The sequence below is a fragment of the Mycobacterium szulgai genome (assembly GCF_002116635.1).
GTDB classification, from domain to species: Bacteria; Actinomycetota; Actinomycetes; order Mycobacteriales; family Mycobacteriaceae; genus Mycobacterium; species Mycobacterium szulgai.
Genome location: NZ_LQPW01000109.1, coordinates 1 through 21,368, shown reverse-complemented (window position 1 = coordinate 21,368; position 21,368 = coordinate 1). Strand labels below are relative to the sequence as shown.

Sequence of the window (21,368 nt, the reverse complement as noted above, 5' to 3'; positions counted from 1 at the left end):
ACTGATGACTCGAGCCCAGCGGCCGGTGCTGACTGTTCGATCTGACCATCTACAGCGCAGTTTCGCGGCTGGACCCGACGTGGTTATCGGTAGCGACCTGCGCGCCGACCTGCGCGTGGCGCATCCGCTGATCGCGCGTGCGCACCTGCTGCTGCGGTTCGAGCGGGACGGCTGGATCGCGATCGACAACAACTCGGCGAACGGGATTTTCGTCAACGGCCGCCGGGTACCGCAGGTCGACATCCACGATGGCCTGACCATCAACCTCGGACGGGCCGACGGGCCGCGCATCACCTTCGAGGTCGGACATCACCGGGGCATCGTCGGGCTGCTGCCGCCGACGGAGCGCATACCGCTCAAGCCGCCGCCCAGCGGGCCCCCGGGACAGGCTGAGCCGCCGCATCCCACCGACCTCGCGCAGCGCACCGAGCAAATTCCGATCATCGCGCCGACGGTCAAGTCCCCGGACATCACCGTGTCGCAGCTGCCCACCGGGAAAATCAACGTCCTGGGCGCCGAGACGGGACTTGCGCCGGCCACCGGGGAAGCGGCCTGGATCGGCCGCGCGGACGACAACGCCATCGTGATCGCCGACGTGCTGGCGTCGCGCCGGCACGCGTACCTGATCCCGACGTCGATCGGCACCGAGATCCGCGACGCCCACAGCATCAACGGGACTTTCGTCAACGGGATCCGGGTCGGCTCGGCCATCCTCAAAGAGGGCGACGTGGTCACCATCGGCAACGTCGACCTGGTGTTCACGGCCGGCAATCTGGTCCGCCGCACCGAAGCGGCCACCCGCGCTGGCGGCCTGGAGGTCAACGCGGTCACCTACAGCGTCGACGGGAAGAACCTGCTCGACAAGGTCTCGATGACCGCTCGTCCCGGCACCCTGACCGCGGTCATCGGCGGCTCCGGTGCCGGGAAAACCACACTGGCGCGCCTGATCGCCGGATACACCACGCCAAGTTCGGGCACGGTGACCTTCGAAGGCCACAACATCCATACCGAATACGCATCGCTGCGCAGCCGGATCGGCATGGTCCCCCAAGACGACGTCGTGCACCGCCAGCTGACCATCAACCAGGCACTGGGCTACGCAGCCGAATTGCGGCTGCCGCCCGACACGAGCAAGGAGGACCGGGCCCGGGTCATCGCCCAGGTCCTCGACGAACTCGGGCTGACCCAGCACGCCGACACCCGCGTCGACAAGCTGTCCGGCGGCCAGCGCAAACGGGCATCGGTGGCCCTGGAACTGCTCACCGGACCGTCGTTGTTGATCCTCGACGAGCCGACCTCGGGCCTGGATCCGGCCTTGGACCTGCAGGTGATGAATATGCTGCGCCAACTCGCCGATGCCGGGCGGGTGGTGCTGGTGGTGACGCACTCGTTGACCTACCTCGACGTCTGCGATCAGGTGCTACTGATGGCACCCGGCGGCAAGACCGCCTTCCTGGGCCCACCCGATCAGATCGGCGAGGCCATGGGCACCACCAACTGGGCCCAGATTTTCGCGAAGGTGGGCGCCGACCCCGACGAGGCCAATCGCCGCTTTCTGGCCCAGAACCAGCCGCCACCACAGTCCCAAACCCAAACGCCGGGCGATTTGGGCACACCGGCGCACACCAGCGTGCGCCGGCAGTTCAGCACGATCGCCCGCCGGCAGGTCCGTCTGGTGGTGGCCGACCGCGCCTACTTCGTGTTCCTGGCGATCCTGCCGTTCATCCTGGGTGTGCTGTCGCTGACGGTTCCGGGCAACCGGGGGTTCGGCATGGGCGAAGCCGGCAGCAACACGCCCGACGAAGCCGCCCAGATACTCACGCTGCTGTCCATTGCCGCGGTGTTCATGGGCACCGCGCTGACGATCCGCGATCTCATCGGCGAACGCGCCATCTTCCGTCGCGAGCAGGCGGTCGGCCTATCGACCTGGGCTTACCTCGGGGCGAAGATCACCGTGTTCTGTTTCTTCGCGATCATCCAGGCAGCCATCGCGACCACCATCGTGCTGGTGGGCAAGGGCGCCCCCAAGCAAAAGGCCGTATTGCTGGGTAATCCCAGTTTCGAACTGTTCGTCAGCGTCGCGGCGACGTGTGTGGCCTGCGCGATCCTTGGACTGCTGTTGTCGTCAGCGGCCCGCTCGAACGAGCAGATCATGCCGCTGCTGGTGGTATCGCTGATGCTGCAGCTGGTGCTCGCCGGCGGCATGGTCCCGGTGACCAACCGGATCTTCCTCGATCAGCTGTCCTGGGCGGTGCCCTCGCGGTGGGGTTATTCGGCGTCGGCGGCCACGGTCAACCTGCGCCAGCTGGTCCCGGGTTCCATCAGCCCCGAAGACAGCCACTGGACGCATTCTCGTGCCGCGTGGGGATTCGACATGGCGATGCTGGCCGCGCTTTCGGTGCTGTACACGGTCATCGTGTGGTGGCGGATCCGGCTCAAGCGCTGATCAAGCAGACCGGCGGCGGCCAGGTGGGCCTGATCATAGTTTGGAAGCCGTGATCAGCGGCTACAGCTAGTCGGCATGAACACGGTGGCGCCACCAATGCTCACCGTACGGGGCAATGGGTCCGAGCGCAGCTTCTCAGCGGGTCACGACATAGTGGTCGGCAGCAGCTTGCACGCTGACATACCGATAGCGCATCCGCTGATCTCGCGGGCGCACTTGTTACTGCGTTTCGATCGCGGCCGGTGGTTGGCGATCGACAACCGCTCCCGCAACGGCACGTATCTCAACAAGCGTCACGTCCGGACGATCGATATCCGCGACGGCCAACGGCTCAACATCGGCGATCCCGACGGGCCATGCCTGACGTTCGAGGTCGGACCACCCGGTTGGCCGGACCAACGCGTGCGCACAACTCCCCTACCCGCCCTGCCGACGGTGACGCTGCCGTCGGCAACCGACCGGCAAGCCGGCTCGACGAGGATCGGTCGCGCCGCCGACAACGACATCGTCGTGGCCGACGTGCTGGCGTCCCGACACCACGCCTGCCTGGTGCAGACATCCATCGGCACCGAAATCCGGGATGCGCGCAGCATCAACGGCACGTATGTGAACGGGATCCGGGTCGGATCAGCGGTACTCAGCGAGGGCGACGTCGTCACCATCGGCAATGTCGACCTGATGTTCAGCCAGGGCCGGCTGATCGACCACACCGACACCGCGGCGCGTGCCGGCGGCCTGCAGGTCAGCGGTGTGAATTTCAACGTCGACGGCAAGGAGCTGCTCGACAACGTCTCGCTGACCGCACGGCCGGGCACCCTGACGGCCATTATCGGCGGGTCGGGCGCCGGCAAGACCACACTGGCCAGGCTGATCGCCGGCTACACCTGCCCCAGTGCCGGCGCGGTGAGCTTCGAGGGGCATGACATCCACGCCGAGTACCCGACGTTGCGCAGCAGAATCGGCATGGTCCCCCAGGACGACGTCGTACACCGCCAGCTGACCGTCAACCAAGCGCTCGGCTACGCCGCCGAACTGCGGCTGCCACCCGACACCAGCGCGGCCGACCGGTCGCAGGTGGTGGCGCGGGTGCTCCACGAGCTCGATCTGACCGACCACGCCGACACCCGGGTGGACAAGCTGTCCGGCGGCCAGCGCAAACGCGCATCGGTGGCCCTGGAACTGCTCACCGGACCGTCACTGCTGATCCTGGACGAGCCGACCACCGGTCTGGATCCGGCGCTGGATTCGCAGGTCATGGTGATGCTACGCAGGCTGGCCGATGCCGGGCGCACTGTGCTGGTGGTGACGCACTCGGTGTCCTATCTCGACCTCTGCGACCAGTTGCTGCTGATGGCGCCGGGCGGCAAGGTGGCATTCTGCGGACCGCCCGACCGGATCGGCTCGGTCATGAGAACGACCAACTGGGCCCGCATTTTCATCGAGGTGGGCGCCGATCCCGACGAGGCCAAGCGGCGCTATCTGGCCCAGCAGCGCTCCGAGCCCAAGCTGCCGCGCGAGGCGCAACCGACCGACCTCGGCGATCCGATACGCATCGACGTGTCGCGTCAGTTCTTCACACTCGCACGCCGACAGGTGCGGCTGGTGGTTTCCGATCGCTGGTACACCGCGTTCCTGGCAGTGTTGCCGTTCATTCTGGGGGCGCTTGCACTGACCGTCCCGGGGACCACCGGGTTCGGTCTGGCCGATCCCAACGGCAAGACGCCCGCCGAACCGGCGCAGATCTTGGTGTTGCTGATTGTCGGCGCCGTCTTCATGGGCAACGCGCTGACCATCCGCGACCTGGTCGGCGAGCGCGCCATCTTCCACCGCGAGCAGGCCTTCGGGGTGTCCACCCGGGCGTATTTGCTGGCCAAAGTCGCGGTGTTCTGCATATTCGCGACGGTGCAGGCCGCGATCGAAACCGTCATCGTCCTGCTCGGCAAAGGCGCGCCGAAGCACGGGGCGGTGCTGCTCGGCAGTCCGGTGCTCGAGTTGTTCGTCGCCGTCGCCCTCACCTGCATCGCCTCGGCGATGCTGGGGCTGGGCCTGGCAGCGGTGGCCCGCACGACCGAGCAGATCCTGCCGCTGCTGGTGGTGGCGATCATGGTGCAGCTGGTGCTGTCCAGCGGATTGATCCCGGTGACCGACCGCGCGGTGCTCGATCAGCTGTCCTGGCTGACCCCGGCGCGCTGGGGTTTTGCCGCCTCGGCTGCGACGGTGGATTTGAACACGGTGGAACCGAGCCCGTTCAGCCCGAAGGACAGCCACTGGGACCACAACGCGGGCGCGTGGCTGCTCGACATGGGAATGCTGCTGGTGCTCTCCGGCGTGTACGCGGGCTTCGTGCTGTGGCGTATTCGGCTGCGGCGCTGAGGGTTCACGCGTCCAGGCGCAGCCCGTGGGCCACGGCGTACGCCAATGCTTGCGGGACGTCAATGCGCGCTCCGGTCAGAGACGCGGTCTTCCACAACGAGGCGTCGATCATCGCGCCCCGCAGGTCGGCGTCGTCCAGCTTGGTGGCGGTGGTCCGGGCGCCGCGCAGGTCTGCGCCGTTGAGGACGCACTTGCGCAGGTCGGCCTCGACCAGGCTGGTCTCGCGCAGCCGGCAGCCGCTCAAGTCGGCACCGCGCAGGTCGTTGCCGCCGAGCACGGCCAGCGTGAAATCCACCTCCTCGAAGGTCACCGGCCGCAGCCGGCACTGCGAAAACACCGAGCCCAGCATGCTGCATTGCGCAAAACTACTGTGCCACAAGGTTGTTCGCTGAAAGGTGCAGTTTCTGAACGCCGAGCCGCGATGCTGCGATTCGCTGAGGTTGGCGCCGCTGAAATCGCATTCGGTGAACACCACTCGTTCGGTGTGCAAGCGGCTCAGGTCGTCGTCGACGAACTCCCGGCCGGTGAACTCGCAGTCAGCCCACTGCACGCGGTCAGTTGGGGCTCAGGCCGGCGAGGGCGTATTCGCTCACCGCGATCAGCGCATCGGTGGCCGACTTGCGATCGCGAGCATCCACACTGATCACCGGAATGTGCGCGGGCAGTGTCAGCGCCGTGCGCACCTCGTCAATGGGATACCTTGGGGCGCCGTCGAATTCGTTGACCGCGATGAGGAACGGCAGGTTGCGGTGTTCGAAAAAGTCGACCGCGGCGAAGCTGTCCTCCAGACGGCGGCAGTCGACCAGGACGATCGCGCCGATGGCGCCGCGCACCAAGTCGTCCCACATGAACCAGAACCGGCGCTGGCCCGGCGTGCCGAACAGATAGAGCACCAGGTCATCGGCCAGGGTGATGCGGCCGAAGTCCATCGCGACCGTGGTGGTCCGCTTGTCCGGGGTGGCCTCGAGCATGTCCACGCCGGCCGAGGCATCGGTGACCATCGCTTCGGTGCGCAGCGGCATGATTTCCGAGACCGCGCCGACGAAGGTGGTCTTGCCGGCACCGAACCCGCCCGCGATGACGATCTTCGTCGACGCGTGAGCCGCGGTGTCGTGTTTATCTGCCTCATAGGGCCTTAAGGCCACGCAGGGTCCTTCCTATGAGTTCGCGGCGCTCGTCGCGGCTGGAACGGTCGGTCAAGGTCCTGTGCACCCGAAGGTAACCGGAGTTGACCAGATCGCCGACCAAGACGCGCGCGACACCCACCGGCAAATCCAGCCGAGCCGAGATTTCGGCCACCGAGGGGCTGTCGGCGCACTGCTCGATGATCCTGCCGCGCACGTCATTGGTCGGCCATTCGGGCTCCGTATGCACCGTCTGCACCGGCGCTTCCAGCGGAAGGTCGACATCGGTGTCGGTCCGTCCCGCCGTCAGCGTATACGGGCGGACCAGATTCGCCTGCTCGTCACTACCGCCGGGAAGACTGGACAACGCCGCCCACCCGTTCCGCCAACTGGGCCATCTCGTAGCCGATCTGGCCGATGTCGCATCCGTTGACGGCCAGCGTCGCCAGATTCGAGCCGTCACCGACCCGCATCAGCAGCAGAAACCCGTTCTGCATCTCCACCACCGACTGCAGCACCGGCCCGCCCTCGAACAGCTGGGCCGCGCCGGAGGCCAGACTGGCCAACCCGGAGGCCACCGCGGCCAACTGGTCGGCGCGCTCACGCGGCAGGTACTCGCTGGCCGCCACGGGCAGCCCGTCGACCGACACCAGCAGGGCATGGGCCACGCCGGGCACCTCGCGGGCGAACTTGGACACCAGCCAGTCCAGCGGGCTGTTCGAACTCATTGCTGATCCGCCGTTCCTGGGATCAGCCGAGCTCCGGGTGTGCGCACCGGCAGGCCATGATCGGTGTGGGTTTCGACGGGCTTCTCCTCGGCCTGGGCGGCAGCCGACCAGCCGCGGTCCCACACCGACTTCCAGTCCAGATCGGCGCTTTGCGCCAGGTCGTGCGGGTCGCCCATCATCTCCGAGAGCATGCGCTGGTAAATCACGTCGTCATCGGCCGGATCCGACGACTTCGCGGCCGGCTTCGGCTGTGGCTCGGGCTTCGGCTTTGGCTTTGGCTTCGGCTCTGGCGGTGGTTGCCTGGGCTCGGCCTGGATGGGCGCCGACGGGCGGCGCGCGAAGAACGCAGAGGTATTCGAGGCCTCTTTCGGCTTCGAAGCCGCCTGCGAAACCGGCGTTGCCGCGGGGTGCTGCGGCTGCTGTGTCTCCCACCACGGCGTCTTGAGTTCTCGCTTGGCTTTGCGCTGTGTCTCTGGCTGCTCGGGCTGTGGCTTCGCCGGCTGGTCCGGCACTGCTGCGATTCCAGTGGACCCCGGGCTGCGCCGCGGCAACAGGGTCACCGGCGGCGCTTCGGCACCATTCTGGTTGGCAGCTCGAGCGGGTGTTTCGGCGGGCTGGGCGGGCTGGGTTCGCGGCGGCGAAACCATGAACACCCCGCCTCGCGGCTTGGGTGCGGCGCCCTCGACCAGCACGGACAGCGGCAGGTAAACCTCGGCGGTGGTGCCGGTGCCCGATTCGCCGGAGGCCGGGCCGCGCAGCCCCACCCGGATGCCGTGCCGGCTCGCCAGCCGGCCGACCACGAATAGACCCATGTGCCGGGCGTTGTCGGGGGTCACCTCGCCGCCGGCCTGCAGCCGCATGTTGGCCATTCGCCGATCCGAGTCGGTCATCCCCAGTCCGGCGTCGGCGACACGCAGCAGCACCCCGCCCTCGCTGCCGCGCACGGCCGAAACCCGAACCGAGGTGTTGGGCGGTGAGTAGCTCAGCGCGTTGTCGATCAACTCGGCCAGCAAATGGATGACGCCGCCGGCCGCCGAGCCGATCACCGTGCAGTCGGGCACCCCGCCGGTTTCGACCCGGCGATAGTCTTCGACGCCGGATACCGCGGCGCTGATCACCGTCGACAATGGCACCGGCTCCCGATTGTCGCGAGTGATCTGAGCACCGGCCAGTACCAGCAGATTCGCACTGTTGCGGCGCAACCGGGCGGCCAGGTGATCCAGCCGGAACAGGCTGTCGAGCCGCTCGGGATCCTCCTCGTTGCGCTCCAGTGCATCGATGAGTTTGAGCTGCTGGTCCACCAGCGACCGGCTGCGGCGCGACATGGTTTCGAACATGTCATTGAGCAGCAAACGCAAGCGCGCCTCGTCGCCGGCCAGCAGCAGAGCTTGGGTGTGCAGTTCGTCGACTGCGTGGGCAACCTGGCCGATCTCCTCGGTGGTGTATACCGGCAGCGGCTCGGGGATCGGCTCTTCGCCGGCCCGCACCCGGGCGATCTCGCCGTCGAGGTCGATGTGGGCGACCTTGAGCGCGCCGTCGCGCAGCGCTCGCAGCGGCGCGATCAACGCGCGGGCCATCAACAGCACCACGACCAGCGCAATCGCGATGGCGGCCAGCACCAGCACGGCGTCGCGGATGGCGGCGTCGCGCCGCGCGGTGGCCTGGGCCTGCACCGACTTCGTCACCGACCCGGTGCTGTCGTTGATCACCTGTTCGGCGATGCCCTGGGTCACCTGGATCGAACGCAGCAGCTCGGGATTGTCGACCAGGTTGCTGGCCGGGTCGGACATGATCGCCATCCGGGCAACCATCTGCTGCTGCAGGTTCCGGGCATCCGGCGAGCCCACGCCGAGCACCTCACTCATCCCGAACAGCGTCGACGGTTCGGTGCCGGCCAAGGTGATCATCGAGGTGCGCAGTTGTGGTTCGGGCAGGTCGGCGCCGCGGGTCACCAGGATCTCCTGCAGCGTCATCTGCCCGCGGGCCCCGACGGCCCGGCTCAGGCCCTGCACCTGGGCCCGGATCTGCTCATTGTCGACGTGTACCGACGCGTTGATCGCGTCCTCGGCCGTCAGCAACAGCGGTGCGTAGGTGGTGATCCGGTCACGCAGCCCGATGCTGTTGTCCAGCACCTTATCCAGCAGCCCCTGCCCGCCGTTGAGCAGCGTGTTGACCCCGGACCGGACATCGGGGACCACGTCGGTGTCGGCCAGTCGCGTCTGCAACTCGTATCTGCGGGCTACGAAGTTCTTCTTCGCCCCCTCGACGTCGCGTCCGGTGGAGCCGGCCAGCAACGCGACGTCCAGCGCCGACATGTATTTGGTGATCGCCGGGATCACGTTGGCGCGGGCCGCGACCAGCCGCAGCTCACCGGAACGGGCCCACGCGGCGTCAACGCGCAAGGCACCGAAGGCGGTGGCCAGGATCAGCGGCACCAACGCGATCGCGAAGACCTTCCAGCGGACCGGCCAGTTGCGCACCGACCAGGCGGGTGGGCGCTTCTGCGGCTTTTCCGCCGCGACGGCCGCGGGCGGGCGGGCGAACATGGTCACGAGGCCGCAACCTTATGCAGCGCTCCGGCAAACGAGAGGCTCATGAAACTTCCTGCTTTATTCCGCCAACCCATGGGCGCGTACATAACCGCCTGGCAATCCGACGAGTATGACAGTCAGTTCAGTGCGCGAGACCACGGTCACCACAATTGTTACTGAGCAGATAACATCCGCCGCAACGGGGCTGGGCGAAACTAGGCCGGCCGCAGGACCGCGACCAGAAAGTCGGAGTCATCGGTGAACGGCCGCACGTCCCACGTCGACAGCAGCAGATCCGGCGCCAAGCCAGCAGCCGCGGCGTCGCCGAGAAACTGGCCGAAATCGTAGCCACGACCAGCACCGAAGCCGATCACCGCACGGCCGTCACCAGCGAGGTGGGCGCGCAGCCTGCCCAGCACTTGCCCGCGGGTACTCGGCGCAAGGAATGTCATGACGTTTCCGGCCGACACGATGACGTCGAACGGCTCGGTGATGCCGCGCGCCGGTAGGTCGAGTTCGGCCAGGTCGCCGACCAGCCAGCGCGGGCCGGGGTGGTCGTGCTCGGCCGCCTCGATGAGCGCCGGATCGACGTCGACACCCACCACGTGATGGCCGGCCGCGGCCAGATACCCGCCGAGGCGGCCCGGGCCGCAGCCGGCATCCAGAATGCGGGCGGCACGGGGTGCCATCGCGTCGACGAGGCGAGCCTCGCCTGCCAGATCGTCACCGGCGCGCGCCATGGACCGGAAGCGTTCGATATACCAGTGCGAATGTCCGGGATCGGCCGCGACCTTCTGCATCCAGATGCTCTGCTCGACCATATGACCATTCTCGCAAGAGCAGAGTTGTCCAGCGGGCCGCCCGCCCGGACAGGGAGGATGACGAGTTGTGTTCCGGCTGCTGTTCTATTCGCCGCGCATAGCGCCCAACACGGGCAATGCCATTCGGACCGCGGCGGCGACGGGTTGTGAGTTGCATCTGGTCGAGCCGCTGGGCTTCGACTTGTCCGAACCCAAGCTGCGCCGGGCCGGGCTGGACTATCACGACCTGGCGTCGGTGAGCGTGCATGCATCTTTGGCACGGGCCTGGGACGCGCTGATGCCTGCGCGGGTGTTCGCGTTCACCGCGCAGGCGTCTGCGTCGTTTTCCGACGTCGGTTACCGGGCCGACGACGTGCTGATGTTCGGGCCCGAACCCACCGGGCTGGACGCGGCGACCCTGGCCGATGAACACATCACCGCGCAGCTGCGTATCCCGATGCTGGCGGGCCGGCGCTCATTGAACTTGGCCAATGCCGCCGCCGTCGCCGTGTATGAGGCGTGGCGGCAGCATGGCTACTCCGGGGCGGTTTAATCCTTAGGACGGCAGGTTGTCGATGCCGAAACCGGGCCAGCTGTAAACGGCTTCGATCTCTTCGAACAGGATCTCGTGGTTCACCGGAATCTCCGTAGTGGTAGACACGCAGCGATTACGCCGCGATGTCACCGGTTCCGAACGCGGGCCAGGTGTACACGGTCTCGACCTCTTGGAACAGGACCTCGTGGTTCATGTGAATCTCCTCATCGATCAGAGGCGCACTGCGCCTGAACGTGGCGCAGATGACCCTGCCCGACCCTGTGCCGTAAGCACAGCCCACCAATCGGGGGAACTGCCAGCGGATTTTCGGGTCCTACGATCGGCGGACAAGGAGCCCGCCTTCCGACGCGGCGTTACTAAGCGGCCGTAAGCGGCCTTCCTAAGCGGCGATGTCGCCGGTTCCGAACGCGGGCCAGGTGTACACGGTCTCGACCTCTTGGAACAGGACCTCGTGGTTCATGGGAATCTCCTTCGATAGTGGGGCGTGTGGGCGATGGTGACGCGGCCCGCGGTAGCGGCGGCGCGTGTGGTTGGGGCGATCTAGGCCTTAGGCCGCGAGGTCGTCAGCCTGAAAAACCGTCTTGCTGTAGGTGGTCTCGGCCTCTTGGAACAGGATCTCGTGGTTCACCGGAATCTCCTCATGGGTGGTGGGCGCCGTGCTTTGGCCCGCAACATTTGGCGATTCCGATGTTGCCGAACGGAACGGGCGAACACAGCCGGTCACTTGAGGGGCCTGGGTGGGGAAATCTCGGTCCTACAAATGGGGGGCCGCGGCTCCCCCAATCAGTGCTCGCTTACGGCAATGCCGAACCAACGGGCGAGCACGCGACGCAGCTCACCGGCATCGGGCTCCGGCTCTGAGGACGCCCACGCGACGTAACCGTCCGGCCGTACCAGCATTGCCGTAGCCGACACCGAACCGATCGGGCGTCCGTGGGCGATGGTGACGCGACCCGCGGCCGCGGCCGCTGCCGTCGCCAGCCCGCCGCCGTCGGTGAGGTCGATGAGCAATGGCTTTCCATCGCGAGCAAGCTGCGCGACGCGACTGGTTCCGGTGCCGGTTGCCACCGCGAAATCGGGCACCCAGCGCCCGACGAGCGGATGCTCGTCGGAGCCCGCCGCATAGCAGACGTCGGCGCCGGAAAGCAGGTCACCGAAGTGGCCGACGGCGCCGGGCTGTGCCAGCAGTTCGGCGAAGAGCTCTCGTAGGGCTGCGACCTCGGGCCCGGGCCGCAGCAGAGCCAGCTGGGCGCGACTGTGCATGATCACCCGCTCGGCGGCGGGCCGGCGCTCGGTCTCATAGGTGTCGAGCAGGTCCGGCCCGACTCGGCCGGCCAGCACGGCCGCCAATTTCCAGCCCAGGTTCACCGCATCCTGCAAGCTGAGATTCATTCCCGGCCCACCCAGCGGGGATTGCACGTGCGCGGCGTCGCCGACCAGCAGCACCCGGCCGCTGCGATAGCGCGACGCCAGCCTGGAGTTGACCCCACAGATGCGGCGCAGATCGGGTGGCCGGTCGGGCGATTCGATCTGAAGGGGCACCTCAGCGCCGAGCACCCGCTTGATGCTCGCCTGCTGTTCGGCCAGGTTCATCGGTTCGGCGTTGTCGTCTGGGCCGGCGTCTGCGCGGGGCAGGCTGTCCAATTCGATGGTGAACACGCCGGGCCGGTCCGCCAGCTGACCCCAGCCGAAGATGCCCCGGTCGGTGTAGAAGAACCGCCGCGGCGCGACGGCGCCCAGCCCCGGTACGTGCAGAGCCCCGCTGACCGGATCGACCCACTCCGGCGGCGGCAACACGCCGAAGGCCACCCGATCGGTCACGTCGTGCGACGACATCCCGGGAAAGTCGATGCCGGCCAGCTTGCGGGTCAGGCTGGCGCCGCCGTCGGCACCTACCAGATAGTCCGCGGTCAGTTCGTATGGGCCGTCGGGACCGGCGACTCGTACCGTGACGCCGTCCGTGCCCTGGTCGAAGTCCGTCAGCGCATGACCCCAGCGGATATCGGCGTGGTATTCGTGTGCCCGCGCCAGCAACACCGCGGCGAGTTTGGGCTGCGGGACCAGCAAAGTGAACAGCTGGGGATCCGGCACCCCGGTGAAATTCAACGGGAAGCCGGCGAACAGTGCACCGGCAGCGGGTTGCGGGGGTTGGGTCGTGCGTGCCAGCGTTTCGTACAGACCGCGATGGTCGAAGATCCGAACCCCTTGTCCGACAACGCCTTCGGCACGTCTTTCCTGACTGGGGCCGGGGCCGGCGTCCAGCACCACCGGGGTGATGCCCGCCAGCCCCAGTTCGCACGCCAGCATCAGCCCATTCGGTCCAGCTCCGGTGATGACGACCTGGACCACCGTTGCTACCAGCTGTTCCAGTGAGTGAGGCTGGCGGCGGGCAGCCGCTTGGCCGGCCGGAAGTCGGTGCCCTTGGTGTAGGCGATGGGGAACAGTCCGCCCTGGCTGTACTCGGCGTAGGGAATGCCGAGCACCTCGGCCACCTGCTGCTCGCCGTCGCCGAGCAGATGCAGCGTCGTCCAGCACGAACCGAGCCCTCGGGAACGCAACGCCAGGCAGAAGCTCCAGACGGCCGGAAACAGCGATGCCCAGAACGACACGGGGCCCAGCGGCGACTGGTCTTCGCGGCCTTGGATGCAGGGCAGCATCAGCACCGGGGCTTCGTGCATGTGCTCGGCGAGGTAGGTCGCCGAGTCGCGTACTCGCCCCATCCGCTCCCTGCGGGTGTCACCTTCTTCGTATTCAGTTGGCGGTGAGCTGAGATAACCCCGGGCATTGGCCAGGTACACATCGGCGATCGCCTGCTTTTTCGCGGGGTCCTCGACGAAAACCCATTGCCACCCTTGGGAATTGGAGCCGGTGGGCGCTTGCAGCGCCAGATCGAGGCACTCCATCAGCACGTCGCGGGGCACCGGCTTGTCGAGGCGAGGCGTTTACGGACCGAGCGGGTGGTACTCAGGACTTCGTCGACGGACAGGTTGAGGGTCATGGGTGGAGACTAGCGACTTGGCCGGTTGCAATTGGGCCTAGTCGTGGTCGGTCGATATGGAGACGTTGCGCCATGCGTCGATGTCGGCTTGCAGTTCACCGATCTTGGCTTCCACCGCGGCGACGCAGTCGCTGCCCAGCAGCAGGTGCACCGGCGGCTCGGCGGCTGCCGCAATGCCGACGATTGCCGCGGCCGCCTTGATCGGGTCGCCGGGCTGGGTGTGGTTGACATCCACGGCGTGGGCTCGCATCGCCCCAGCGGTGGATTCGTAGTCATCGATGATGGTGTGTTCTGTCCCGAGACTGGAGGCATCGAGGAAATCGGTGCGGAAATAGCCCGGCTCGACAATGGTGACCCAGATCCCCAACGGCTTGAGTTCTTTGGCCAGCGCCTCACTGAACCCTTCCAAGGCGAACTTCGTCGAGTTGTAGATGCCCCACCCCGGCGAGCCGAGCAGTCCACCCACCGAGCTGATGTTGATGACATGACCGGATCGCTGCCGACGCAACACCGGGAGCGCAGCCCGTAGGACAGCAAGTGCGCCAAACACGTTGACGTCGTATACGGCTCGAATCGCTGCGTCGGAAGCCTCCTCGACCGCCCCGAGCAGGCCACGCCCGGCGTTGTTGACAAGGACGTCGATGCGGCCGAATGCGTCAACGGCGGACTGCACCGCTTGGTCCACCTGATCAGCGTTGGTTACATCGAGGTCGACGGCAAGCAGTGCGTCGCCCGCGTTGGGTAGCCGGGCGGGGATCTCGTCGGCGCGGCGCGCCGTCGCTACGACTTGATCCCCCTGACTCAGGATCTTGCGCGCGATCTCGAGTCCGAATCCACGAGAAGCTCCGGTGAGAAACCAAACTTTTCGAGACATGTCTCCCACTTTGCGTCCTCAGCGGAAATCGCGCGACTTGGAGCCGACGGCCAGGCTGATGCGGCCCATCCGCTCGGCCACGACGGTGATCGCGCCGCTGGCGTTTTGGACCTGACCGCGGATCAGCAGCGCCGGGGCCGCATTCGCCAGCTTGCGGTGCCGCGCCCACAGCCCCGGCGTGCAGAGCACGTTGACCATGCCGGTCTCGTCTTCGAGGTTTATGAACGTCACTCCCTGCGCGGTCCCGGGCCGCTGCCGATGGGTCACCGCACCAGCGATCAGCACCCGATCGCCGTCGGGCACCGATCCCAGCGCGCCGGCGGGGACGACGCCCATCGCATCCAGGTCGGCCCGCAGGAACTGGGTGGGGTAACTGTCCGGAGAGACGCCGGTGGCCCATACGTCGGCAGCGGCCAGCTCCAGCTCACTCATCCCGGGCAACTCCGGGATGTGCGAGCTGGAACCCACTCCGGGGAGCCGGTCCGGCCGCTGGGTGGCCGCGGCCCCGGCCGCCCAGAGCGCCTCGCGCCGGGACATGCCGAAGCACCCCAGCGCCCCGGCCGTCGCCAGCGCTTCGGTCTGCGGCACGTTCAGCTGCAGCCGCGATGTCAGGTCCAGCAGAGAAACGAACGGCCCGTTGGCTTTTCGTTCGTCGGCCAGCCGCTCGGCGAGGTCGTCGCCGATGTAGCGGACCGCACCCAAGCCGAGACGAACCTGCGTCCCGCCGTTTTCCAGGGTGGCGTGCGCCAGGCTGGCGTTGACGTCCGGGCCGTGCACAAGCACCCCGTGCCGGCGGGCATCGGCCACCAGCGACTGCGGCGAGTAGAAACCCATCGGCTGCGCCCTTAACAGCGCCGCGCAGAACGCCGCCGGGTGATGCAGCTTGAACCACGACGAGTAGAACACCAGCGACGCGAAGGACAGCGCGTGGCTTTCGGGGAAGCCGAAGTTGGCGAACGCCTCCAGCTTTTCGTAGATCCGGTCGATCACCTCGTCGTCGGCGCCGTGCAGGGTGCGCATACCCTCGTAGAACCGGCCACGCAGCCGTCGCATGCGTTCGGTGGACCGCTTGGACCCCATGGCGCGGCGCAGCTGATCGGCCTCGGCGGCGGAAAAGCCCGCGCAATCGACCGCCAGCTGCATCAGCTGTTCCTGAAACAGCGGCACTCCCAACGTCTTCCGCAATGCCGATTCCATCGATGGGTGGTCATAGACGACCGGGTCGATGCCGTTGCGCCGCCGGATATACGGGTGCACCGATCCGCCCTGGATGGGTCCGGGACGGATCAGCGCGACCTCCACCACCAGGTCGTAGAACACCCGCGGCCGCAGCCGCGGCAGGGTGGCCATCTGCGCACGCGACTCCACCTGGAAGACGCCGACGGAATCCGCGCGGGCCAGCATTTCGTACACCGCGGGCTCGGAGAGGTCGAGGCGGGCCAGGTCCACCTCGATGCCCTTGTGCTCGGCCACCAGGTCGATCGCATAGTGCAGCGCCGAAAGCATGCCCAGCCCCAGCAGATCGAACTTCACCAAACCGATTGCCGCACAGTCGTCTTTGTCCCATTGCAAAACGCTGCGATTCTCCATGCGCGCCCACTCCACCGGGCAGACGTCGGCGATCGGGCGGTCGCAGATCACCATGCCGCCGGAATGAATGCCCATGTGCCGCGGCAGGTTCCGGATCTGGGTGGCCAAGTCGATCACCGGCTCGGGAATGTCCTCGATATCGGGTGAATCGGCCAGCCCGTTCCAGTGGCTGATCTGCTTGCTCCACGCGTCCTGCTGGCCCTGCGAGAAACCAAGCGCGCGGGCCATGTCGCGCACCGCGCTGCGCCCCCGATAGGTGATGACGTTGGCGACCTGAGCGGCGTAGTCGCGGCCGTACTTGTCGTAGACATACTGGATGACCTTTTCCCGTTGATCCGACTCGATGTCGATGTCGATGTCGGGCGGCCCGTCCCGCTCGGGCGATAGAAAGCGCTCGAACAACAGCTCGTTGGCGATCGGATCCACCGCGGTGACACCGAGGGCATAACAGACCGCGGAGTTGGCCGCCGATCCCCTGCCCTGGCACAGAATGTTGTTCTCCCGGCAGAACCTGGTGATGTCGTGCACCACCAGGAAATAGCCTGGAAATGTCAGCTGGGCAATGACTTTCAGCTCATGCTCTATCTGAGCGTACGCTTTTGCGGCTCGCTCCGGCGGCCCGTAGCGGTCGTCGGCGCCGGCCATGACCAACGACCGCAGCCAGCTGTCCTCGGTATGGCCCTCGGGTACGTCGAACGGCGGCAACTGCGGGGCGATGAGCGCCAGCCCGAATGCGCACTGCTCGCCGAGTTCGGCGGCGGCGGTCACCGCTTCGGGGCGCTGCGCGAACAGCCGGGCCATCTCCGCACCCGAGCGCAGGTGCGAGCCACCCAGCGGAGCCAGCCACCCGGCCGCCGAATCCAGCGACTGCCGGGCCCGGACGGCGCCCATCGCCATGGCCAGCCGGCGCCGCGACGGATGGGCGAAATGCGCTCCGGTGGTGGCGACCACGCCGACCCCGAAGCGTGGCGCCAGCGCGGCCAGCGCCGCGTTGTGCTCGTCGTCGAGCGGGTGTCCATGATGGGTCAACTCGATGCTGACCCGCCCGACGCCGAACCGGTCCACCAGATCGGCCAGCGCCCGTTGCGCCGCTTCGGGCCCGCCTTCGGAAAATGCTTGGCGCACATGACCTTTACGGCACCCGGTCAGGATGTGCCAGTGTCCGCCGGCCGCCTCGGTCAGCGCGTCGAAGTCGTAACGCAGCTTCCCCTTCTCGCCGCCGGCCAGATGCGCCGCGGCCAGTTGTCGCGACAACCGTCGGTAACCTTCCGGACCGCGTGCGAGCACCAGCAGATGCGGACCGGGTGGATCCGGCTGCTCGGTGCGGGCCAGCGAAACCGACGAGGCGCCCAGCGACAGCTCAGCGCCGAATACAGTACGCATGTCGAGCTCGCCGGCCGCTTCGGCGAACCGCACCGCCCCGTACAGACCGTTGTGATCGGTCAGCGCCAGCGCGCGCAGATCCAGCCGGGCGGCCTCTTCGACCAATTCCTCCGGCGTGCTGGCCCCGTCCAGAAAGCTGTATGCCGAATGGGCGTGCAGCTCGGCATATGCCACCGAAGAGCGAGCCCGATCCCCGTTCGGCGCCCGATACGTCCCGCGCTTGTGCGACACCGGCGCGTCGTCAACCGGGGCAGCCGGACTCGGAGCACCGGCATGACGCGGCTTGCCGTCCAGCACCCGTTCCATTTCCGCCCAGCTCGGCGGCCCGTTGCCCCAGCCCATGCCGACAGTCTATCGAAAGTTTGTTCGAATCGCTGCCGCCGTTAAAAACAACTTCAACTACACAACACGTTCTTAACTTTGCAGACCTACCGCCGTACCCCGCCAAGATGGATACTGGTACGAATTCCTAAAACAACGGTGGGGACTTCTCATGGCACAACTGACGCCGGGCCCGGCGGTCGGCGCGGTCGCCATAGTCAGCGGCGGCGCTCCCGACTTCGATATGCTGAAAACGCTTCTGGCAGAACGGATTCAGTCGATCCCTCGCTGCGGTGATCATGCGCTCGACCTCACTCGGCAAGTACGGCGATGGGCGCTCCCCCAGCCCGGCGACGAAGGTGAACTCTTCCGCGCCGTCGCCCATGCGCTGGAGCGTCCCCTCGATGCCGGCCATCCCCTCTGGGAGTGCTGGATCATCGAGGGCCTCACCGGCAACCGGTGGGCGATCTTGATGAAGATCAATCACGACATGGCCGACGACATCTCCGCCGCGCGACTGCTTACCCTGCTCTGCGACGATGCCGACCATGACATGTTCGCCAACCACGCTGCCGCGCAACATGTTTCGTCTGCCCACAACCCGGGAAGCTGGGCCGATGCCCTGCGGCGGGCTCCCGTCACGGTCTTGAAGGCGGCGGCGCAGGTCGCCACCCTGCCCTTGGCGTGGACGTCGCCGCCGGCCCCGACCAGCACCAGGCGGCGGTACCGCACGGTGCGCGTCCCCCGCGCCGCCGTAGACGCGGTGTGCCGCAAGTTCGGTGTCACCGCCAACGACGTTGCGCTGGCAGCCGTCACCGAAGGCTTTCGCTCGGTGCTGCTGCGCCGTGGCCAGCAACCGCGCGCCGACTCACTGCCCACCAGCGCGGCAATGCTGCCGCATCTGCCCGTCGAACACCCTGACCCAGTCGCCCGGTTGCACACCGTATCCAGTCAGCTACACCGGCCCGGACGCAGTGACCAGCGACCGGACACCCCATTCGTCCTGTGCACCAAGGCGATTCAAGCGCTGATGCGGATACCGCAGCAAGGCCTTATCGCGCTGGCGACCAACGCGCCCGGCCCACGCCACCGGTTACGGCTCATGGGCCAACGACTCGACCAGCTGCTGCCCATCCCGCCGACCGCGTTGCAGCTGAGCACCGGAGTCGCGGTGCTCAGCTACGGCGACGAGCTGGTGTTCGGCATCACCGCTGCCGACGACGCCGCAGTCGAGATGGAGCAGCTGGCCGCCGGTATCGAGCTGGGCATGGCGCGGCTGGAGGCGTTGAGCCAGGATTCCGTCCTGTTGTTCAGCAGGGACCGCCGCAAGCGTTCCTCGCGCACGTCGCCCGGCGGCGCCGGGCGGCGCGCGACCAGCCCACCGGTGCGAGCGCGACACTGAAACCTACCGGCGTTGACCACCGTGAGAAGGTGGGTCAATGCCGGTCACCATCGATCCGCGCCGCCACGACGCGGTGCTGTTCGACACCGCCCTGGAATCACCGGCCACGCTGATTCGGCAACTGCACGAAGCCGGAGTCGGCATCGGCACTTTCTCGTCGGAAAGCGGCCCGTCGGAAAGCGGCCCGTCAGAAGGCGGCTCGTCAGAAGGCGATCCTTGTGGCGCGCTGATCGCGGCGGCTGACGGGCTGGCGGTTCGTCCCGGCCGTTGCGCCGTCGTGACGGCTGGCGCGACCGGCGTCACGGCCGGACGCGAGGCCGGCTTCGCGCTGGTGATCGGCTTGGACCGATCCGGACACCGCGACGCGCTGCGTCGCTACGGCGCCGACACCGTCGTCGCCGACCTGGACGAGATCAGCGTGCGCACCGGCGACCGTCGCATGTCGGAGCTTCCCGATGCCTTGCAGGCCCTCGGCCTGGCCGACGGCCTGACCGCGCGCCAGCCCGCGGTCTTCTTCGACTTCGACGGCACGCTGTCAGACATCGTCAACGACCCAGGCGCGGCCAAGCCCGCCGCGGGCGCGTCTGAAGCACTGCAGAAGCTGGCCGCAAACTGTCCGGTCGCGGTGCTCAGTGGCCGCGACCTCGCCGATGTCGCCGACCGCGTTGGCCTGCCCGGCATCTGGTATGCCGGCAGTCACGGTTTCGAGCTGACCGCTCCCGACGGCACCCACCACGAGAACGACGCCGCGGCGGCGGCCATCCCGGTACTGGAGCAGGCCGCGGCCCAGCTGCGCGAGCAACTCGGCTCGATCCCCGGTGTTGTGGTGGAACACAAGCGATTTGGTGTGGCCGTGCATTACCGAAACGCGGCCCGCGACCGCGTCGGCGAGGTTACCGCGGCGGTGCACGCCGCCGGCCAGCGCGATGCACTTCGGGTGACCACGGGCCGCGAAGTCATCGAATTGCGCCCAGATATCGACTGGGACAAGGGAAAAACGTTGCGCTGGGTGATCGATCACCTGCACCACACGGGATCGGACCCGCTGGTGCCGATCTATCTCGGCGACGACATCACCGACGAGGATGCATTCGACGCGGTGCGACACGACGGCGTGCCGATCGTGGTGCGCCACACCGACGACGGAGATCGCGCCACCGCCGCACTGTTTGCGCTGGACAGCCCCACGAAAGTTGCCGAATTCACCGACCGGCTGGCGCGTCAGCTCGCCACTGCTCGCGAAATCGCGAACGAGTCATAGGAAACACAAACTTCACGGCCTGTTCGGCGCTAGGCTCCCACCGTCGACGGGAGACAGCCATGTCATTTTTAGTTGCAAACACGGAGTCAGTGGCAGCCGCCGCAACGGACTTGGCTCAGCTCAGATCGATTATCAGCTCCGCGAACGCGGCGGCGGCGGCGTCCACGGCGCAAATCCAGTCCGCTGCCGCCGATGAGATTTCGCTGGCGATCTCGGCGCTGTTCGGCCAGCACGCGCAGGCCTATCAGACGCTGAGCGCGCAGGCGAGTGCCTTCCACGACCAGTTCGCCAGCGCGCTGGCCGGCGCCGGCGGATCCTACGCACTGGCCGAAGCCGCCGCCGCCTCGCCTCTGCAGAGCCTGCTGGACGCCATCAATGCGCCCACCCAGACGCTGCTGGGTCGCCCGCTGATCGGCAACGGCGCCGACGGCACCGCGGCGACCCCGAACGGCGGAGCCGGTGGCCTGCTGTACGGCAATGGCGGCAACGGCTTTTCCCAACCGGCTAACTCCGGGCTGGCCGGCGGTAGCGGCGGTTCGGCCGGCTTGATCGGCAACGGCGGTGCCGGGGGTAGCGGCGGGACCGGCGTGGCCACCGGCGGTGCCGGCGGAAACGGCGGCGCCGGCGGTGCCGGTGGATGGCTCTACGGCAGCGGCGGCGCCGGCGGCAACGGCGCGGCCGGTACTGCGGTCGGCGGCGGCGGTGGTGTCGGTGGAGCCGGTGGCAACGCCTTGTTGTGGGGCTCCGGTGGTAGCGGCGGCGCCGGCGCAGCGGGCGCCGCAGGTAACGCCACCACTGCGGGCGGGTCTGGTGGGGCCGGCGGGGCCGGCGGCAACGGCGGGTGGCTGTTGGGCAATGCCGGGGGCGGCGGAGACGGCGGCAATGCCGGTGCCGGCTTGAACAGTTTGACCAGTTCGGTCGGTGGCGGGGGCGGAACCGGCGGCCACGCCGGACTATTTGGCACGGGCGGGAGCGGCGGGG

At 67.5% G+C, this 21,368-nt stretch carries 15 protein-coding genes and 2 pseudogenes; 6 read left to right on the top strand and 11 right to left on the bottom strand.

Going from position 1 to position 21,368, the window contains the following annotated elements:
- The first annotated feature begins 4 nt into the window (after positions 1-4).
- Both AWC27_RS15635 and AWC27_RS15630 read left to right on the top strand, forming a co-directional pair.
- Positions 5-2,446, top strand: coding sequence for an ATP-binding cassette domain-containing protein (locus tag AWC27_RS15635; RefSeq protein WP_085671316.1), 2,442 nt, complete (start codon positions 5-7; stop codon positions 2,444-2,446).
- A 75-nt stretch (positions 2,447-2,521) separates the two neighbouring features.
- On the top strand, positions 2,522-4,819 hold the full coding sequence (locus AWC27_RS15630) for an ATP-binding cassette domain-containing protein (protein WP_085671315.1): 2,298 nt from the start codon (positions 2,522-2,524) through the stop codon (positions 4,817-4,819).
- A gap of 4 nt (positions 4,820-4,823) precedes the next feature.
- Here the strand turns inward: AWC27_RS15630 and AWC27_RS15625 are convergent, their stop codons facing one another.
- The 6 genes and pseudogenes from AWC27_RS15625 to AWC27_RS15600 all read right to left on the bottom strand — a co-directional run bounded on the left by AWC27_RS15625 (position 4,824) and on the right by AWC27_RS15600 (position 10,023).
- Positions 4,824-5,369, bottom strand: a complete 546-nt coding sequence (locus AWC27_RS15625; RefSeq protein WP_085671314.1) for a pentapeptide repeat-containing protein — start codon at positions 5,367-5,369, stop codon at positions 4,824-4,826.
- A gap of 4 nt (positions 5,370-5,373) precedes the next feature.
- Entirely contained in the window at positions 5,374-5,964 is a 591-nt protein-coding gene (locus tag AWC27_RS15620; protein WP_085671313.1) for a GTP-binding protein, read from the bottom strand.
- Entirely contained in the window at positions 5,945-6,310 is a 366-nt protein-coding gene (locus AWC27_RS15615; protein WP_085671336.1) for a DUF742 domain-containing protein, read from the bottom strand. Before AWC27_RS15615 ends, AWC27_RS15620 begins: the two co-directional genes overlap by 20 nt.
- Positions 6,288-6,671, bottom strand: a complete 384-nt coding sequence (locus tag AWC27_RS15610; RefSeq protein ID WP_085671312.1) for a serine protease inhibitor — start codon at positions 6,669-6,671, stop codon at positions 6,288-6,290. The genes AWC27_RS15615 and AWC27_RS15610 overlap by 23 nt, the downstream gene beginning before the upstream one ends.
- A gap of 8 nt (positions 6,672-6,679) precedes the next feature.
- Positions 6,680-9,223 (bottom strand): annotated as a pseudogene (locus AWC27_RS15605) (sensor histidine kinase); the annotation flags it as partial.
- Between the two features lie 194 nt (positions 9,224-9,417).
- Complete coding sequence (locus AWC27_RS15600) at positions 9,418-10,023, bottom strand: class I SAM-dependent methyltransferase (protein WP_085671311.1); 606 nt, start codon at positions 10,021-10,023, stop codon at positions 9,418-9,420.
- 67 nt (positions 10,024-10,090) lie between these two features.
- Here AWC27_RS15600 and AWC27_RS15595 point away from each other — a divergent pair, with 67 nt between their 5' ends.
- Complete coding sequence (locus AWC27_RS15595) at positions 10,091-10,555, top strand: tRNA (cytidine(34)-2'-O)-methyltransferase (RefSeq protein WP_085671310.1); 465 nt, start codon at positions 10,091-10,093, stop codon at positions 10,553-10,555.
- A gap of 550 nt (positions 10,556-11,105) precedes the next feature.
- Here AWC27_RS15595 and AWC27_RS31180 read toward each other — a convergent pair.
- The 5 genes and pseudogenes from AWC27_RS31180 to AWC27_RS15575 all read right to left on the bottom strand — a co-directional run bounded on the left by AWC27_RS31180 (position 11,106) and on the right by AWC27_RS15575 (position 17,745).
- Positions 11,106-11,282 carry a hypothetical protein gene (locus AWC27_RS31180; protein ID WP_169726804.1) on the bottom strand — a complete coding sequence of 59 codons (177 nt, stop codon included), beginning with the start codon at positions 11,280-11,282 and terminating at the stop codon, positions 11,106-11,108.
- 59 nt (positions 11,283-11,341) lie between these two features.
- Positions 11,342-12,907 carry an FAD-dependent monooxygenase gene (locus AWC27_RS15590; RefSeq protein WP_085671309.1) on the bottom strand — a complete coding sequence of 522 codons (1,566 nt, stop codon included), beginning with the start codon at positions 12,905-12,907 and terminating at the stop codon, positions 11,342-11,344.
- Between the two features lie 5 nt (positions 12,908-12,912).
- A pseudogene (locus tag AWC27_RS15585) lies at positions 12,913-13,556 on the bottom strand (nitroreductase family protein).
- 37 nt (positions 13,557-13,593) lie between these two features.
- Positions 13,594-14,430: an oxidoreductase gene (locus AWC27_RS15580; RefSeq protein ID WP_085671308.1), complete on the bottom strand. Its 837-nt coding sequence runs from the start codon at positions 14,428-14,430 to the stop codon at positions 13,594-13,596.
- 18 nt (positions 14,431-14,448) lie between these two features.
- A complete protein-coding gene (locus AWC27_RS15575) occupies positions 14,449-17,745 on the bottom strand; it encodes an error-prone DNA polymerase (protein ID WP_085671307.1) in 3,297 nt (1,098 codons plus the stop codon).
- Positions 17,746-17,896: 151 nt separating this feature from the next.
- Between AWC27_RS15575 and AWC27_RS15570 the strand changes: the two genes are divergently transcribed.
- The 3 genes from AWC27_RS15570 to AWC27_RS15560 form a co-directional block, all read left to right on the top strand.
- Positions 17,897-19,126: a wax ester/triacylglycerol synthase domain-containing protein gene (locus AWC27_RS15570; protein ID WP_085671306.1), complete on the top strand. Its 1,230-nt coding sequence runs from the start codon at positions 17,897-17,899 to the stop codon at positions 19,124-19,126.
- A gap of 37 nt (positions 19,127-19,163) precedes the next feature.
- Positions 19,164-20,387, top strand: coding sequence for a trehalose-phosphatase (gene otsB / locus AWC27_RS15565; protein WP_085671305.1), 1,224 nt, complete (start codon positions 19,164-19,166; stop codon positions 20,385-20,387).
- Between the two features lie 59 nt (positions 20,388-20,446).
- A partial coding sequence (locus AWC27_RS15560) for a PE family protein (RefSeq protein ID WP_085671334.1) occupies positions 20,447-21,368 on the top strand: 922 nt, incomplete at its 3' end.

Coding starts and splice junctions, on each gene's coding strand:
- AWC27_RS15600 (WP_085671311.1), bottom strand. CDS start 10,023: ATGGTCGAGCAGAGCATCTGGATGCAGAAGGTCGCGGCCGATCCCGGA.
- AWC27_RS15630 (WP_085671315.1), top strand. CDS start 2,522: ATGAACACGGTGGCGCCACCAATGCTCACCGTACGGGGCAATGGGTCC.
- AWC27_RS15635 (WP_085671316.1), top strand. CDS start 5: ATGACTCGAGCCCAGCGGCCGGTGCTGACTGTTCGATCTGACCATCTA.
- AWC27_RS15575 (WP_085671307.1), bottom strand. CDS start 17,745: ATGGGCTGGGGCAACGGGCCGCCGAGCTGGGCGGAAATGGAACGGGTG.
- AWC27_RS15580 (WP_085671308.1), bottom strand. CDS start 14,430: ATGTCTCGAAAAGTTTGGTTTCTCACCGGAGCTTCTCGTGGATTCGGA.
- AWC27_RS15570 (WP_085671306.1), top strand. CDS start 17,897: ATGGCACAACTGACGCCGGGCCCGGCGGTCGGCGCGGTCGCCATAGTC.
- otsB (WP_085671305.1), top strand. CDS start 19,164: ATGCCGGTCACCATCGATCCGCGCCGCCACGACGCGGTGCTGTTCGAC.
- AWC27_RS15610 (WP_085671312.1), bottom strand. CDS start 6,671: ATGAGTTCGAACAGCCCGCTGGACTGGCTGGTGTCCAAGTTCGCCCGC.